This window comes from Streptomyces sp. NBC_00513, assembly GCF_041431415.1.
GTDB lineage: Bacteria > Actinomycetota > Actinomycetes > Streptomycetales > Streptomycetaceae > Streptomyces.
Map to the genome: position 1 here is coordinate 2,838,412 of NZ_CP107845.1, position 14,502 is coordinate 2,852,913.

At 71.6% G+C, this 14,502-nt stretch carries 12 protein-coding genes; 5 read left to right on the plus strand and 7 right to left on the minus strand.

From position 1 onward, the window contains the following. Window positions 1–89: 89 nt before the first annotated feature. Together dnaJ and hrcA are read right to left on the minus strand one after the other, a co-directional pair. Entirely contained in the window at window positions 90–1,226 is a 1,137-nt protein-coding gene (gene dnaJ, locus OHA84_RS13315; protein WP_053681992.1) for a molecular chaperone DnaJ, read from the minus strand. Then, window positions 1,227–2,243 (minus strand): heat-inducible transcriptional repressor HrcA, encoded by a 1,017-nt coding sequence (gene hrcA / locus OHA84_RS13320; protein WP_053681993.1) that lies wholly within the window; start codon window positions 2,241–2,243, stop codon window positions 1,227–1,229. A gap of 162 nt (window positions 2,244–2,405) precedes the next feature. Here hrcA and OHA84_RS13325 point away from each other — a divergent pair, with 162 nt between their 5' ends. Together OHA84_RS13325 and OHA84_RS13330 are read left to right on the plus strand one after the other, a co-directional pair. After that, window positions 2,406–3,137 carry an MBL fold metallo-hydrolase gene (locus OHA84_RS13325; protein ID WP_053681994.1) on the plus strand — a complete coding sequence of 244 codons (732 nt, stop codon included), beginning with the start codon at window positions 2,406–2,408 and terminating at the stop codon, window positions 3,135–3,137. A gap of 27 nt (window positions 3,138–3,164) precedes the next feature. After that, complete coding sequence (locus OHA84_RS13330) at window positions 3,165–3,962, plus strand: DUF3097 domain-containing protein (protein WP_266971549.1); 798 nt, start codon at window positions 3,165–3,167, stop codon at window positions 3,960–3,962. Window positions 3,963–3,998: 36 nt separating this feature from the next. Here the strand turns inward: OHA84_RS13330 and hemW are convergent, their stop codons facing one another. The 3 genes from hemW to lepA form a co-directional block, all read right to left on the minus strand. Then, the gene (gene hemW / locus OHA84_RS13335) at window positions 3,999–5,231 is read right to left on the minus strand and encodes a radical SAM family heme chaperone HemW (protein ID WP_053681996.1); all 1,233 of its coding nucleotides are present in this window, start codon (window positions 5,229–5,231) and stop codon (window positions 3,999–4,001) included. A 103-nt stretch (window positions 5,232–5,334) separates the two neighbouring features. Continuing rightward, complete coding sequence (locus OHA84_RS13340; protein ID WP_266947472.1) at window positions 5,335–7,227, minus strand: long-chain fatty acid--CoA ligase; 1,893 nt, start codon at window positions 7,225–7,227, stop codon at window positions 5,335–5,337. Window positions 7,228–7,500: 273 nt separating this feature from the next. Next, window positions 7,501–9,363 carry a translation elongation factor 4 gene (lepA, locus tag OHA84_RS13345; protein WP_053681997.1) on the minus strand — a complete coding sequence of 621 codons (1,863 nt, stop codon included), beginning with the start codon at window positions 9,361–9,363 and terminating at the stop codon, window positions 7,501–7,503. A 194-nt stretch (window positions 9,364–9,557) separates the two neighbouring features. Between lepA and rpsT the strand changes: the two genes are divergently transcribed. Together rpsT and OHA84_RS13355 are read left to right on the plus strand one after the other, a co-directional pair. Further along, window positions 9,558–9,824, plus strand: coding sequence for a 30S ribosomal protein S20 (gene rpsT / locus OHA84_RS13350; RefSeq protein ID WP_053681998.1), 267 nt, complete (start codon window positions 9,558–9,560; stop codon window positions 9,822–9,824). 767 nt (window positions 9,825–10,591) lie between these two features. Further along, a complete protein-coding gene (locus OHA84_RS13355; RefSeq protein WP_266971546.1) occupies window positions 10,592–11,065 on the plus strand; it encodes a protein phosphatase in 474 nt (157 codons plus the stop codon). Window positions 11,066–11,248: 183 nt separating this feature from the next. Here the strand turns inward: OHA84_RS13355 and holA are convergent, their stop codons facing one another. Next, window positions 11,249–12,241, minus strand: coding sequence for a DNA polymerase III subunit delta (gene holA / locus OHA84_RS13360; RefSeq protein WP_159041246.1), 993 nt, complete (start codon window positions 12,239–12,241; stop codon window positions 11,249–11,251). A gap of 76 nt (window positions 12,242–12,317) precedes the next feature. Here holA and OHA84_RS13365 point away from each other — a divergent pair, with 76 nt between their 5' ends. Beyond that, window positions 12,318–12,560 (plus strand): hypothetical protein, encoded by a 243-nt coding sequence (locus OHA84_RS13365; RefSeq protein WP_266947474.1) that lies wholly within the window; start codon window positions 12,318–12,320, stop codon window positions 12,558–12,560. Window positions 12,561–12,577: 17 nt separating this feature from the next. Here the strand turns inward: OHA84_RS13365 and OHA84_RS13370 are convergent, their stop codons facing one another. Next, complete coding sequence (locus tag OHA84_RS13370) at window positions 12,578–13,459, minus strand: YceI family protein (protein WP_053674993.1); 882 nt, start codon at window positions 13,457–13,459, stop codon at window positions 12,578–12,580. Window positions 13,460–14,502: the final 1,043 nt, after the last annotated feature.

The window sequence follows — 14,502 nt, forward strand, 5'->3', positions numbered from 1 at the left end:
ACCCCGTGTCGCGCCCCGCCCCGCACGGCATCGAGCCCGACCCGGGACATCCCCGGATCGGGCTCGTGCGAGAGGGTGCGGGCGGCCGGTCAGCGGCCGTTGAACGCGTCCTTCAGGCGACTGAACAGACCCTGCTGGCCCGGCGCGAACTGGCCCATCGGCCGCTCCTCGCCGCGCAGCTTCGCGAGCTGGCGCAGCAGTTCCTCCTGCTGGGCGTCCAGCTTGCCGGGGGTGGTGACCTCGACGTGGACGATCAGGTCGCCGCGCCCGCCGCCGCGCAGGTGCGTGACGCCGCGCCCGTGCAGCGGGATCGCCTGCCCGGAGCCGGTGCCGGGCCGGATGTCGATCTCCTCCAGGCCGTCCAGCGTCTCCAGCGGGCATTTGGTGCCCAGGGCCGCCGCCGTCATGGGGAGGGTGACCGTGCAGTGCAGGTCGTCCCCGCGCCGCTGGAAGGTCGGGTGCGGCAGCTCGTGGATCTCCACGTACAGGTCGCCGGCGGGGCCGCCGCCGGGGCCGACCTCGCCTTCGCCCGCGAGCTGGATGCGGGTGCCGTTCTCGACACCGGCGGGGATCTTGACCGTGAGGCTGCGGCGGGACCGCACCCGGCCGTCGCCCGCGCACTCGGGGCACGGGGTGGGGACCACGGTGCCGAAGCCCTGACACTGCGGGCAGGGTCGCGAGGTCATGACCTGGCCCAGGAAGGACCGGGTGACCTGTGAGACCTCGCCGCGACCGCGACACATGTCACACGTCTGCGCCGAGGTGCCGGGGGCGGCGCCCTCACCGGAGCAGGTCGTGCAGACCACGGCCGTGTCGACCTGGATGTCCTTGGTCGTCCCGAAGGCCGCCTCGTCCAGTTCCAGGTCGAGGCGGATCATGGCGTCCTGGCCGCGGCGGGTCCGCGAGCGCGGTCCGCGCTGCTGGGACTGGCCGAAGAAGGCGTCCATGATGTCGGAGAAGTTGCCGAAGCCACCCGCCCCGAATCCGCCCGCGCCGCCGCCGCCCGAGGAGGACAGCGGGTCGCCGCCGAGGTCGTAGACCTGCTTCTTCTGCGGGTCCGAGAGCACCTCGTAGGCCGCGTTGATCTCCTTGAAGCGCTCCTGCGTCTTCGGGTCCGGATTCACGTCCGGGTGGAGTTCGCGGGCGAGGCGACGGAAGGCCTTCTTGATCTCGTCCTGCGATGCGTCGCGGCGCACGCCGAGAACGGCGTAGTAGTCCGTGGCCACTTACGACTCCGCCAGGATCTGTCCGACGTAACGTGCCACTGCGCGTACCGCTCCCATCGTTCCGGGGTAGTCCATGCGGGTCGGTCCGACCACGCCGAGTTTGGCGACTGCTTCGCCGCCCGAACCGTAGCCGACCGAGACGACGGACGTGGAGTTCAGTCCCTCGTAGGCATTCTCATGCCCGATCTTCACGGCCATCCCCGACTCGTTGGCCTCGCCCAGCAGCTTGAGGAGCACGACCTGCTCCTCCAGCGCCTCGAGCACCGGCCTGATCGTCAGGGGAAAGTCATGTCCGAACCGTGTGAGGTTGGCGGTGCCGCCGATCATCAGCCGCTCCTCCGCCTCCTCCACGAGCGTTTCGAGAAGGGTGTCGAGGACGGCCTTGACCGTCGCCCGGTCCTCGGTCTCGAAGGACTCCGGAAGGTCCTGTACCAGCGGCGGCACGTCGGTGAACCGACGGCCGACCACCCGGCTGTTGAGCCGCGCCCGCAGGTCGGCGAGCGAGGTCTCCCCGAAGGGCGTCTGGCAGTCGACCAGCCGCTGCTCGACCCGCCCGGTGTCCGTGATCAACACGAGCATCAGGCGCGCGGGCGCCAACGACAGCAGCTCGACGTGCCGGACGGTGGAACGGGTCAGCGACGGGTACTGCACCACGGCCACCTGCCGGGTGAGCTGCGCGAGCAGCCGTACCGTGCGCCCCACGACGTCGTCGAGGTCGACGGCGCCGTCGAGGAAGTTCTGGATGGCCCGCCGCTCCGGCGTGGACAGCGGTTTGACCCCCGCCAGCTTGTCCACGAAGAGCCGGTAACCCTTGTCGGTGGGGATCCGACCGGCGCTGGTGTGGGGCTGGGCGATGTAGCCCTCGTCCTCCAGCAGCGCCATGTCGTTGCGCACGGTGGCGGGCGAGACGCCGAGCCGGTGCCGCTCGGTGAGCGCCTTGGAGCCGACCGGCTCCTCCGTCCCGACGTAGTCCTGGACGATGGCGCGCAGCACCTCGAGTCTGCGTTCGCTGAGCATCGCGCACACCTCCAGATGCGGTCGGTCGTCTTCGGTCGTCGGTCGGTCCCGTTGCGGGCCTTGTTGGCACTCTGCGCATTCGAGTGCCAGAGATCCCCCGGTCAGTGTACGGCCGGGTGGTACGCGGGAGGCAAGGGCGGCCCGCCAGGGTAGCGTCGCGGCATGGACGTGCGATGGGAAGAGGCGGGCTGGGAACGGCTGACCGGACGGGTCGGACGCCGTCGACTGCCGGTGTGGGACTGCACCGTGGGGCTGGTGGTGGGCGACGATTCGGTCCTCCTCGTCGACCCCGGTTCGTGCGTGCGCGAGGGTGCGCGGGTGCGGGCCGAAGCGGAGCGGCTGACCGGCCGGCACGTGACCCATATCGCATTCACGCACGGACATTTCGACCACGTTCTGGGTGGCTCCGCCTTCACGGGCGCCGAGTTCCTCGGCGCGGTCGGCCTGGACAAGGTGCTGTCGACGCCCACCGGCCGCGAGGAGCTGCGGTACAGCGCGACCGCGCAGGGTCTGGACGCGGCGGAGGCCGAGGAGGCCGCCGACCTGGTCGTGGCGCCGGGGCACCCGGTGTCGGGCGAACGGACGCTGGACCTGGGCGCCGTGCAGGTGCTGCTCGCGAACCTCGGGCCCGCGCACTCCCAGCACGACCTGGCGGTCTTCGTGCCGGGCGAACGGGAGGTCGTCTTCTGCGGGGACCTGGTCGAGGAGTCGGGCGAACCCCAGGCCGGCTCGGACGCGGTGCCCGGCCAGTGGCCGGCGGCCCTGGACCGGCTGCTCTCGCTGGGCGGTGACGACGCACTGTACGTGCCGGGTCACGGAGCGGTGGTCGACGCGGCCTTCGTCCGTGCGCAACGCGACACACTGGCAACGAGGTTCGGCGTGTCGACGGCGTGAGCCCGGGCTCTCTCGTACGGTCGCCGGATGCGTGAGTACTCCCCCGACCTGACCCCGCCGTGGAAGCGCGCCAAGGCCGTGCCCGAGGTGTCGGCGGACCGCGACCTGGTGGTCGAGGTGGCCGGTACGGACTTCTGCGGCGCCGTGGTGGCCTGCGAGGCCGGCACGGTGACCCTGGAGGACCGCTTCGGCAAGCGGCGGGTGTTCCCGCTGGAGCCCCGCGGCTTCCTGCTGGACGGGGCGGTCGTCACCCTGACCCGCCCGTCCCGCGCGCCGACCGCCCCGGCCCGTACGGCCTCGGGCTCGCTCGCGGTCCCCGGGGCCCGGGCCCGGGTGGCCCGGGCGGGCCGGATCTACGTCGAGGGCCGCCACGACGCCGAGCTGGTGGAGCGGGTCTGGGGCGACGACCTGCGCATCGAGGGCGTGGTCGTGGAGTACCTGGAGGGCATCGACGACCTGCCGGCGATCGTGGCGGACTTCGCGCCGGCCGCGGACGCCCGGTTGGGGGTCCTGGTGGACCACCTGGTGCCGGGTTCGAAGGAGTCGCGGATCGCCGCCGAGGTCACCTCTGCGCACGTCCTGATCGTGGGCCATCCCTACGTGGACGTCTGGCAGGCGGTGAAACCGTCCGCCCTGGGCATCGCGGCCTGGCCGGTGATCCCGCGCGGGGAGGACTGGAAGACGGGCGTCTGCCGGGCGCTGGGCTGGCCGCCGAACACGGGCGCCGCCTGGCAGCACATCCTGTCCAAGGTGACCTCGTACCGCGATCTGGAGCCGACCCTGCTGGGCGCGGTGGAGCACCTGATCGACCACGTCACCGCCTGACGGGGGCCGGACGGCCGCGGACGCCCTGGGCCGGCCCTAGTCCACCAGGTCGCGGACGACCGCGTCGGCCAGCAGCCGCCCCCGCAGGGTCAGCACGGCGCTCCCGGCCTCGTACGGGCCGGGGGCGAGCAGTCCGTCCGCCAGGGCGCGTCGGGACGCCGCCAGGCCCGCGGGGGCCAGCAGCGACAGCGGGACGCCGTCCACGAGCCGCAGCTCCAGCAGGATCCGCTCGACGCGCCGGTCCTCGTCCGACAGGAGTTCCCTGCCCGCGCCCGGGGAGCGGCCCTCGGCCAGCGCCGCGGCGTAGGCGCCGGGGTGCTTCACGTTCCACCAGCGCACCCCGCCCACGTGCGAGTGGGCGCCGGGGCCGGCCCCCCACCAGTCGGCGCCGCGCCAGTACAGCTCGTTGTGCAGGCAGCGCCCGGCCTCGGAGGTCGCCCAGTTCGACACCTCGTACCAGGAGTAGCCGGCCTCGGCCATCACCGAGTCGGCGATCAGGTACCGGTCGGCGTGCACGTCGTCGTCCGTCATCGGGACCTCGCCGCGACGGATCCGCCGGGCCAGCTGCGTGCCCTCCTCCACGATCAGCGCGTAGGCGCTGACGTGGTCCGGACCGGCCCCCAGCGCGGCCGCCAGCGTGGCCCGCCAGTCCTCGTCGGACTCGCCGGGCGTGCCGTAGATCAGGTCGAGGTTCACGTGCTCGAAGCCGGCCGCCCGCGCCTCCGCCACGCACGCCTCGGGGCGCCCCGGCGTGTGGGTGCGGTCGAGCACCTTCAGGACGTGCTGTTTGGCGCTCTGCATGCCGAAGGAGACCCGGTTGAAGCCGCCCGCGCGCAGTTCCGCGAGGTACCGCGGGTCCACCGACTCCGGGTTGGCCTCGGTGGTGATCTCGGCGTCCTCGGCCAATCCGAACTCGTCCCGGATCGCCCCGAGCATTCGCACGAGGTCCCCGGCGGGCAGCAGGGTGGGCGTGCCGCCGCCCACGAACACGGTGCGCACGGCCCGCGGGTCGTCCCCGAGGACCTTGCGCGCCAGCCTGACCTCGTCGATCAGGGTGTCGGCGTAGTTCTCGCGGGAGGCGAGCACGCCACCGGTACCCCGCAGCTCGGTGGCCGTGTAGGTGTTGAAGTCGCAGTACCCGCAGCGCGTCGCGCAGTAGGGGACGTGCAGGTAGAAGCCGAGCGGCCGCTCGCCGGCACCCGCCAGGGCGTGCGACGGCAGCGAGCCGTCTTCGGGCATGGGTTCACCGTCGGGCAGTGCGGAAGGCATGAGCCCATTGTCCCGCACCGCCCGAAGGTCGTTTACGCTCCGCGACCGCGGCGCGTTCACGCTCCGCGACCGCGGCCGACCCGGAGGCTCGGGCCGCCAGGGGTCACGCCTCGTTCGAGCCCGCGTACATCTCGTCGATGAGGTACTTGAACTCGCGCTCCACGACCGGCCTCTTGAGCTTGAGGCTCGGGGTGAGGTCGCCGTGCTCGACGTCGAGGTCGCGGGGCAGCAGCCGGAACTGCTTGACCGTCTGCCAGCGCTGGAGGCCCTCGTTGAGGGTCTGCACGTAGGTCTCGACGAGCCGTACCGTCTCGGGCGCGGCCACGACCTCGGCGTACGTCTTGCCCTCAAGGCCGTGGTCGGCGGCCCAGGTCAGGATGGCGGGCCCGTCCAGGGCGATCAGCGCGGAGCAGAAGTTCCGGTCGGCGCCGTGCACCACGATGCTGGAGACGTACGGGCAGATCGCCTTGAACCGGCCCTCGATCTCGGCCGGGGCGACGTACTTGCCGCCCGAGGTCTTGATCAGGTCCTTCTTGCGGTCGGTGATGCGCAGGAAGCCGTCCGGGGAGAGCTCGCCGATGTCGCCGGTGTGCAGCCAGCCGTCGGCCTCCAGCACCTCGGCGGTCTTGTCCGGCAGCCCGTGGTAGCCCTGCATGATGCCGGGGCCGCGCAGCAGGATCTCGCCGTCGTCGGCGATGCGGACCTCGGTGCCGGGGAGCGGCTTGCCGACGGTGCCGGTGCGGTAGGCCTCGCCGGGGTTGACGAAGGAGGCCGCGCTGGACTCCGTGAGGCCGTAGCCCTCCAGGATGTGGATGCCGGCGCCGGCGAAGAAGTAGCCGATGTCGGGGGCGAGGGCCGCGGAGCCGGAGATCGCGGCGCGCAGCTTTCCGCCGAAGGCGTCGCGGAGCTTGGAGTAGACGAGCGCGTCGGCGACCTTGTGGCGGGTGGCGAGGCCGAGGGGGACGGACGCGTTGCCGGTGCGCCGGAAGTTGTCCTGGCTGACCTTGGCGTACTCGCGGGCGACGCCGGCCGCCCACTTGAAGATCTTGTACTTGGCCCCGCCGGCGGCGCGCGCCTTGCCGGCGGCGCCGTTGTAGACCTTCTCGAAGATGCGCGGAACGGCGGCCATGTAGGTCGGCTGCACGATCGGCAGGTTCTCGATGATCTTGTCGATCCGGCCGTCGATGGCGGTGACGTGGCCGACCTCGATCTGGCCGGAGGTCAGCACCTTGCCGAAGACGTGCGCGAGCGGCAGCCACAGGTACTGGACGTCGTCCGAGTTGATCATGCCGGTCGCGACGGTGGCCTTGGCCATGTACGACCAGTTGTCGTGCGGCAGCCGCACGCCCTTGGGGCGGCCGGTGGTGCCGGAGGTGTAGATCAGGGTGGCGAGCTGGTCGGCGGTGATCGCCGCGATCCGCTCCTTGATCGCCTCGGGGTGCTTGGCGAGGTACTCCTTGCCGCGCGCCTCCAGGTCGGCGAGGGAGAGCACCCAGCCCTCGGGGTCGCTCTCGTGCGCGACCGCGTCCTCCGCCTCCAGCACCACCACGTGGGCGAGGCGGGGCAGGTCGGCGCGGTGCGCGCGGGCCTTGGCCAGCTGCTTGGCGTCCTCGGCGATCAGCACCCGGCTCTCGGAGTCGGCCAGGATGAACGCCGACTCCTCGCCGTTGGTGCTCGGGTAGATCGTGGTGGTCGCGGCGCCGGCGCACATCACGCCGAGGTCGGCCAGGATCCATTCGACCCGGGTGTTGGAGGCGAGCGCGACCCGGTCCTCCGACTGGAGTCCGAGGTCCGCGAGGCCGGCGGCGATGGCGAACACCCGCTCGGCCGCCTGCCCCCAGCTGAGCGACTTCCAGTCGTCGGGGCCCCCCGAGCCGCCGGCCGCGGGGACCGGATAGCGGTAGGCCTCGGCGTTCGGCGTGGCCGCGACGCGCTCAAGGAAGAGGGCCGCCACGGTGGGCGGGCGGTTCTCGATCAAGGTCTGTGTGTCGCTCACGACATCCTCCGGACCGGTCCACGCGGCAGTGCGTGGGCGTGGGGCGCTTGGGACGGGCGGGTGGGGACCTGCGCGTTACGGCTGGCGAGTTTGTGACTGGCGAGTAACCATCAAGCAGTGATCAGACTAGAGGCCGCCCGCCCGACGCGTAAGAGGCGGCGAGCAGCCGCTTCATAACGAAACGGGCCCCCATGCGGATGCATGTGGGCCCGTTTCTCACGACATGGGACAGGCGCGCTTCTTGACCTGCCCTTTACACCCGTCCGGCGTCCGCTACTTCTTCTTGCCGGACTCGTCGCTGGAGAGGACGGCGATGAAGGCCTCCTGCGGGACCTCCACGGAGCCGACCATCTTCATCCGCTTCTTGCCTTCCTTCTGCTTCTCCAGCAGCTTCCGCTTACGGGAGATGTCACCGCCGTAGCACTTGGCGAGGACGTCCTTGCGGATGGCGCGGATGGTCTCGCGGGCGATGACGCGGGAGCCGACGGCCGCCTGGATCGGGATCTCGAAGGCCTGGCGCGGGATGAGCTCGCGCAGCTTCGCGACCAGGCGCACGCCGTAGGCGTAGGCGGCGTCCTTGTGCGTGACGGCGGAGAAGGCGTCGACCTTGTCGCCGTGCAGCAGGATGTCGACCTTGACCAGCCCGGAGGCCTGCTCGCCGGTGGGCTCGTAGTCGAGGGAGGCGTAACCGCGCGTCTTGGACTTCAGCTGGTCGAAGAAGTCGAACACGATCTCCGCGAGAGGGAGCGTGTAGCGGATCTCGACCCGGTCCTCGGAGAGGTAGTCCATCCCGAGGAGCGTGCCGCGGCGCTGCTGGCAGAGCTCCATGATCGCGCCGATGAACTCGGAGGGCGCGAGCAGGGTGGCCCGCACGACCGGCTCGAACACGTCCGAGATCTTGCCCTCGGGGAACTCGCTCGGGTTGGTGACGTTGACCTCCTTGCCGTCCTCCAGGACGACGCGGTAGATCACGTTGGGCGCGGTGGCGATCAGGTCGAGGCCGAACTCGCGCTCCAGGCGCTCGCGGACCACGTCCAGGTGCAGCAGGCCGAGGAAGCCCACGCGGAAGCCGAAGCCCAGCGCCGCCGAGGTCTCCGGCTCGTAGACGAGCGCGGCGTCGTTGAGCTGGAGCTTGTCGAGGGCCTCGCGCAGGTCGGGGTAGTCCGAACCGTCGAGCGGGTACAGGCCCGAGAAGACCATCGGACGCGGGTCCTTGTAGCCGCCGAGGGCCTCGGTCGCGCCGTTGTGCAGGCTGGTGATGGTGTCACCGACCTTGGACTGACGGACGTCCTTCACGCCGGTGATGATGTAGCCGACCTCGCCGACGCCGATGCCGTCGGAGGGGGTCATCTCCGGGGAGGAGACGCCGATCTCCAACAGCTCGTGGGTCGCGCCGGTGGACATCATCCGGATGCGCTCGCGCTTGTTGAGCTGACCGTCCACGACACGCACGTAGGTGACGACACCCCGGTACGAGTCGTAGACCGAGTCGAAGATCATCGCGCGGGCCGGGGCGTCCTTGGGACCGACCGGGGCCGGAACCGTGGCGACGATCTTGTCGAGCAGCGCGTCCACGCCGAGACCGGTCTTCGCGGAGACCCGCAGCACGTCCTCGGGCTGGCAGCCGACCAGGTTCGCGAGCTCCTCGGCGAACTTCTCCGGCTGGGCGGCCGGCAGGTCGATCTTGTTCAGCACGGGGACGATCGCGAGGTCCTTCTCCATCGCCAGGTACAGGTTGGCGAGGGTCTGGGCCTCGATGCCCTGCGCGGCGTCCACGAGCAGGACCGTGCCCTCGCAGGCGGCGAGGGAGCGCGAGACCTCGTAGGTGAAGTCGACGTGCCCCGGGGTGTCGATCATGTTGAGGACGTGGGTCTTGCCCTCGTCCTCGCCCGTGTTCGGTGCCCAGGGCAGACGGACCGCCTGGGACTTGATCGTGATGCCGCGCTCACGCTCGATGTCCATGCGGTCGAGGTACTGGGCGCGCATCTGCCGCGAGTCCACCACACCGGTGAGCTGGAGCATCCGGTCGGCAAGCGTCGACTTGCCGTGGTCGATGTGCGCGATGATGCAGAAATTGCGGATCAGCGCCGGGTCGGTACGGCTCGGCTCGGGCACGTGGCTGGGGATCGCGGGCACGCAGTGTCCTGATTCTCGGGTCGCAGTCGGGAAGTCGTCTCTATATACGCTCCATGGTCCCATGGACGGGGGCATGCGACCGGTTTGGGCCGCCCGGAGCGTGCCTGGTAGCCTGAGCAGCTGTGTCTCGTATGGCCTCAAGCCGTTCGGGACGCAATCCGAAGATCAAACTCTGAACCTGCAAAGGCTCTTTCGTGGCGAACATCAAGTCCCAGATCAAGCGGAACAAGACGAACGAGAAGGCGCGCCTGCGCAACAAGGCCGTCAAGTCCTCGCTCAAGACCGCGATCCGCAAGGCCCGCGAGGCCGTGGCCGCGGGCGACGTCGAGAAGGCCACCCTGGCTTCCCGCGACGCTTCGCGTGCGCTCGACAAGGCTGTCTCGAAGGGTGTCATCCACAAGAACGCCGCCGCCAACAAGAAGTCGGCGCTGGCGATCAAGGTTGCCTCCCTCCAGGGCTGAGCTCCTGATGTGATCGCCGGGTAGGAACGCAGCGGGCCCTCTCTCCCGCTCCTGACCGGCACTCCGCGCCGCACGCGAAGCGTTCGCCACGCGGGTGCGGCGCAACCAGAACCACCGAAGGCCCCGACGGCCACCCTTCCCCAGGGTGCCGCCGGGGCCTTCGCCTTTGCCGGGGGCGGGGGCGGGGGCGGGGCGGAGGCGGGGTGCCGGGCGGGGTGCCGGGGGCGGAGCCGGGCCGTGGCGGGTGCCGCCGGTGCCTGCGCGGGGCCGCGGGCGGGAGCGCCTGGCCGCCGCGAGGAGATGGGGCCGGGCTGTGGTGGGGACGGGGTCGGGCCGCCGGGCCGCGGCGCAGGCCGCGACCAGGCCCGATACCGGGACAGGACCGCAGAACCAGGGGGACAAGCCCGCCGACACCGGGAGACGCCATGAGCAGGCCCCAGGCTCGGGCCGGGACGCCGGAGACGGGCTCGGCGCGGGGCGCCAGTGACGGGCCGCCGGCTCGGGAGTGGACCGCCGGTCTCGGAGCCGGCCGACCGCCGCCGGAGCAGGACTGGCACAACGCGGCTCCGCCGCCGCTGGGGCAGGACCCTTGCCCCGCCGGGCGGCATCCCCTGGGGGTGACCGCACACCGAGACGGTCGCGGTTGCCGGGGCCGGCCCTCGCCGGGGCGGGACCTCGGGTCCGGTATCACCCGGGCCCCGGGGCCCCGGGACCCCTCGGCCGCGCGCACCCTGGATCGCCGAACAGGCGCCGGCTACCCTGGGCGGATGACCGAGCCCTGGAACTCGACCGACGTGGGGGTCCTGCGCCTCCCCTCGGGGCGGCTCGTCCGAGGGCGTGGACTCAGCCGGCCCCTTCCGCCCGGCCAGGAACCGACGTACGCCGTGTACCTGCTGGGCTCGCCGCCACCCGAGGTCGCCTGGGACGCCGAGTGGCTGCGCTGGCCCGACTTCCGGCTCCCCTCCGACCGATCCCACGCCCGTGAACTCCTCATCCTGGCCTGGGAGCGCGCGGCCACGGACCGCGTCGAACTCGCCTGCGCGGGCGGCCGCGGTCGTACGGGAACGGCCTTGGCCTGCATCGCGGTGTTGGACGGCGTCCCGGCGGAACGAGCGGTGGAGTTCGTCCGTCGCCATCACCACCCCCGGGCCGTCGAAACGCCTTGGCAGAAGCGCTACGTCCGCCGCTTCGAGGGGCCGCCCTCACGACCGACGCGAGCCGCCTCCACCGACCGGATCTGAGCCCCCGGCCGCACTCGCGCCGCCGAGGCGAAGCACCGGATCAGGCACCCCAGGGCGCGGAGCAGCCCACAGCCCGCTGCCCTCACCGCCTCCCCGGCACGCCCCGAAACGGGCGAGAAACGCGGGGAAAACGGCGTCAGAACGGGACCATCCGCTGCCGCAGGACCTTCAACCCGCCGGAGGCTACCGGCGGTTCGGGCGGGCCGCCCGGGCCACCGCCACGACCGCCTTCTCCAGCGCGTACTCCGGGTCGTCGCCGCCGCCCTTCACGCCCGCGTCGGCCGCGGCCACCGCGCGCAGGGCGTCCGAGACGGCGTCCGCCGACCAGCCGCGCATCTGCTGCCTGACCCGGTCGATCTTCCACGGCGGCATGCCCAGGTCCCGGGCGAGGTCCCCGGGGCGGGCCCCGCGCGGGGCGGAGGCGAGCTTGCCGATGGCTCGGACGGCCTGGGCCAGGGCGCTGGTGATCAGTACCGGCGCCACTCCGGTGGACAGCGACCAGCGCAGGGCTTCGAGGGCCTCGGCCGCACGCCCCTCGACCGCCCGGTCGGCGACCGTGAAGCTGGAGGCCTCGGCGCGACCGGTGTAGTAGCGCCCGACCACGGCCTCGTCGATGGTGCCCTCGACGTCCGCGCAGAGTTGCGCGGCGGCGCTCGCCAGCTCCCGCAGGTCGCTGCCGATGGCGTCGACCAGGTTCTGGCAGGCCTCGGGGGTGGCCGCACGTCCCAGTGTCCGGAACTCCCCCCGCACGAAGGACAGGCGGTCCGCGGCCTTCGTCATCTTCGGGCAGGCGACCTCGCGGGCACCCGCCTTGCGTGCCGCGTCCAGCAGCCCCTTGCCCTTGACGCCGCCGGCGTGGAGGAGGACGAGGACGATCTCCTCGTACGGGGCCGTGAGGTACGCCTTGACCTCCTTCACCGTGTCCGCGGACAGGTCGTGCGCGTTCCGCACGACCAGGACCTTGCGCTCGGAGAACAGCGAGGGGCTGGTCAGCTCGGCCAGCGTGCCGGGCTGGAGCTGCTCGGAGGAGAGGTCCCGCACGTCGGTGTCGGCATCGGCGGCACGAGCCGCCATCACCACTTCCCGGACCGCGCGGTCGAGCAGCAGATCCTCCTGCCCCACCGCGAGGGTGAGCGGGGCGAGCGGATCGTCGGTGGAGTTCTTCCTGGTGGCCATCGCCTCCAGCATCCCACGCCGCACTGACAGTCCCCCTCCCGCCGTACCCCCTCCCGCGGTGCCGGAGAATGGTCGGGTGAACGCGCGACATGTACTCGTCCTGCCCGACCGTGACGCCGCCGAGGAGGTGGCGCGCGAACTCGTGGACCGCTTCGGCGTGCCCGAGGAACCCCAGCTGGTCCGCGACGCCCTCGCCGGCGAGGACGACGCGGAGGACGCCCAGTGGCTGGTGGTCGTCGAGGACCCGAGGGAACGCCTCGACGCGTCCGCGCTGGACGAGTTCGCCGGCGAGTACGAAGGGTGGTTGGAGGCTCCCTGAGCCTCGCCGGGCGGGCCCTACGCCTTGTGCACGATCTGGATGTCCAGGTCCACTTCCACGCTCGACCCGATCGCCGCGATCCCGTGAGCCAGCATCGACTGCCAGTTCAGGGTGAAGTCCTCGCGCTGCAGTTCGGCGGTGGCCCGGCACGCGGCGCGCGGCTCGCCCTCCAGGCCCGTGCCGTGTCCCAGGTACTGGGTGTCCAGGGTCACGGAGCGGCTCACCCCGTGCAGGGTCAACGCGCCCGCGACCGCCCAACGGCTGCCGCTGCGGTGGATGAAGCGCTCGCTGTAGAACTCCACCGTGGGGTGGCGTGCCGCGTCCAGGAAGTCCGCGGAGCGCAGGTGGTCGTCGCGCATCCGCAGGCCGGTGTCGATGCTCGCCGCGTCGATGATCACGCGCATGGAGGAGTCCTCCATGCGCTCGGCGATCCGGACGGCCCCGGCGAAGGTGCTGAACCGGCCGTGGATCCGGGCGAAGCCGATGTGCCGGGCCGTGAAGCCGATCGACGAGTGCGTCGGGTCGAGTTCCCAGTGGCCGGGCGCCGGCAGCAGGGGCGGCTCGACGGCGTCCAGGATGATCTCCGCGGTGCCGGGTTGCGCCGGATCCCCCACCAGCGTCGCGCCGTGGAACGGCGCGTAGCCCTCGGCGGTCACCGAGAGCCGGTACTCCCCCTCGGGCATGGCTGCGGTGAACCCGCCGTACGGATCGGTCTCGCCGCTGACGACGCGTCGGCCGATCGGGTCGGTGACCTCGAACTTCGCTTGCCGGATGGGCTGGTGGACCGTATCGAGAACGCGACAGCTCAACAGTCGCGCGGTGTGCGGGAGCGCGAGTGTGGCGGTCGTCTGGGAGCCGGCGCTTCCGGCCGTCTCCATCCCCCGTCGGCGTCCGAACATGGTTGGTGCACCCCCGTGCTGTGTGGACTTGTACCGTTCTGGCGAAGACGCATTCGATCATGCTGCCGGGTTGTGGGCAAACAGAACGGGTGTGCCCGGTATGCCCGCGTCGCCTGCCCCGCCGTCCGGACGGAAAGGCCCGCAACCGCGAGCCGCTTCCGGAGATCGCCACCGAACCATCGGTATCGGTGCGCAACACCGTCGCGCCCATCGCCCGCAGTCGCGCGAGCGTACCTGGCGCGGGGTGCCCGTAGCGGTTTCTTGTACCGACGGGAACAATCGCGATCCTGGGCCTGACCCGATCCTGGAGTCCGGGGTCCTGGTGTGCCGAACCGTGGTGGGCGACCTTCAGGACGTCCACCGGCCCCAGTTCCGGATGACTCCTCAACAGGGCCTGCTGGGCGGGTGGTTCCAGGTCCCCCAGCAGGAGCAGGGTCAGTCCGGAGGTCCGTGCGAGCAGAGCCACGCTCGCGTCGTTCGGCCCCTCCGGCGCCGGGCCGTCGACCGTCGGCCACAGCACCTGCCACTCCAGCGTTCCGGCCCGGCGGCGTTCCCCGGAGGCGGCGGTCACGACGGGCACCCGAGCCGCGGCGGCGGTACGGCGCACGGACTCGGCCTGCGCGTACGGCTCCGCCAGGGTGGTGGTCTGGATCACACCGACGGTGCGTCCCCGCAGCACTCCTGAGATTCCCCCCACATGGTCGGCGTGGAGGTGTTCTTCGCGTTCAGCATGTCTCATGAGACAGATGGCTTGTCACGTTCCGGGCGTTTGATCTGGTATTAACCTCGCGCTCGGCATCCCAGGGCTGCCCGGGTCGTAGCGGTTGGCTGACACATTTCGAAGCACTCACTGCTTCACTCGCGAGGGTTACTCAGGTCGTCGCCCACCCGGCGCTCGCAGGCGTGTGCTGCGCGTTGGAGTCTTCATCCTCACGCCGCTGCCGGGGTACGGGGGACCCGCCAACCAGCGGGTCCAACCCGCAGGGTGACGGAGACGCCCTCCAGCCAGCGGGCGGTACGGTTTCGCCGGGACGGATGCAAGG

Bases quoted from the DNA above. Each gene is read 5' to 3' on its own strand.
- hrcA (WP_053681993.1), bottom strand. From the start codon at position 2,243: ATGCTCAGCGAACGCAGACTCGAGGTGCTGCGCGCCATCGTCCAGGAC.
- OHA84_RS13325 (WP_053681994.1), top strand. From the start codon at position 2,406: ATGGACGTGCGATGGGAAGAGGCGGGCTGGGAACGGCTGACCGGACGG.
- OHA84_RS13330 (WP_266971549.1), top strand. From the start codon at position 3,165: ATGCGTGAGTACTCCCCCGACCTGACCCCGCCGTGGAAGCGCGCCAAG.
- hemW (WP_053681996.1), bottom strand. From the start codon at position 5,231: ATGCCTTCCGCACTGCCCGACGGTGAACCCATGCCCGAAGACGGCTCG.
- OHA84_RS13355 (WP_266971546.1), top strand. From the start codon at position 10,592: ATGACCGAGCCCTGGAACTCGACCGACGTGGGGGTCCTGCGCCTCCCC.
- holA (WP_159041246.1), bottom strand. From the start codon at position 12,241: ATGGCCACCAGGAAGAACTCCACCGACGATCCGCTCGCCCCGCTCACC.
- OHA84_RS13370 (WP_053674993.1), bottom strand. From the start codon at position 13,459: ATGTTCGGACGCCGACGGGGGATGGAGACGGCCGGAAGCGCCGGCTCC.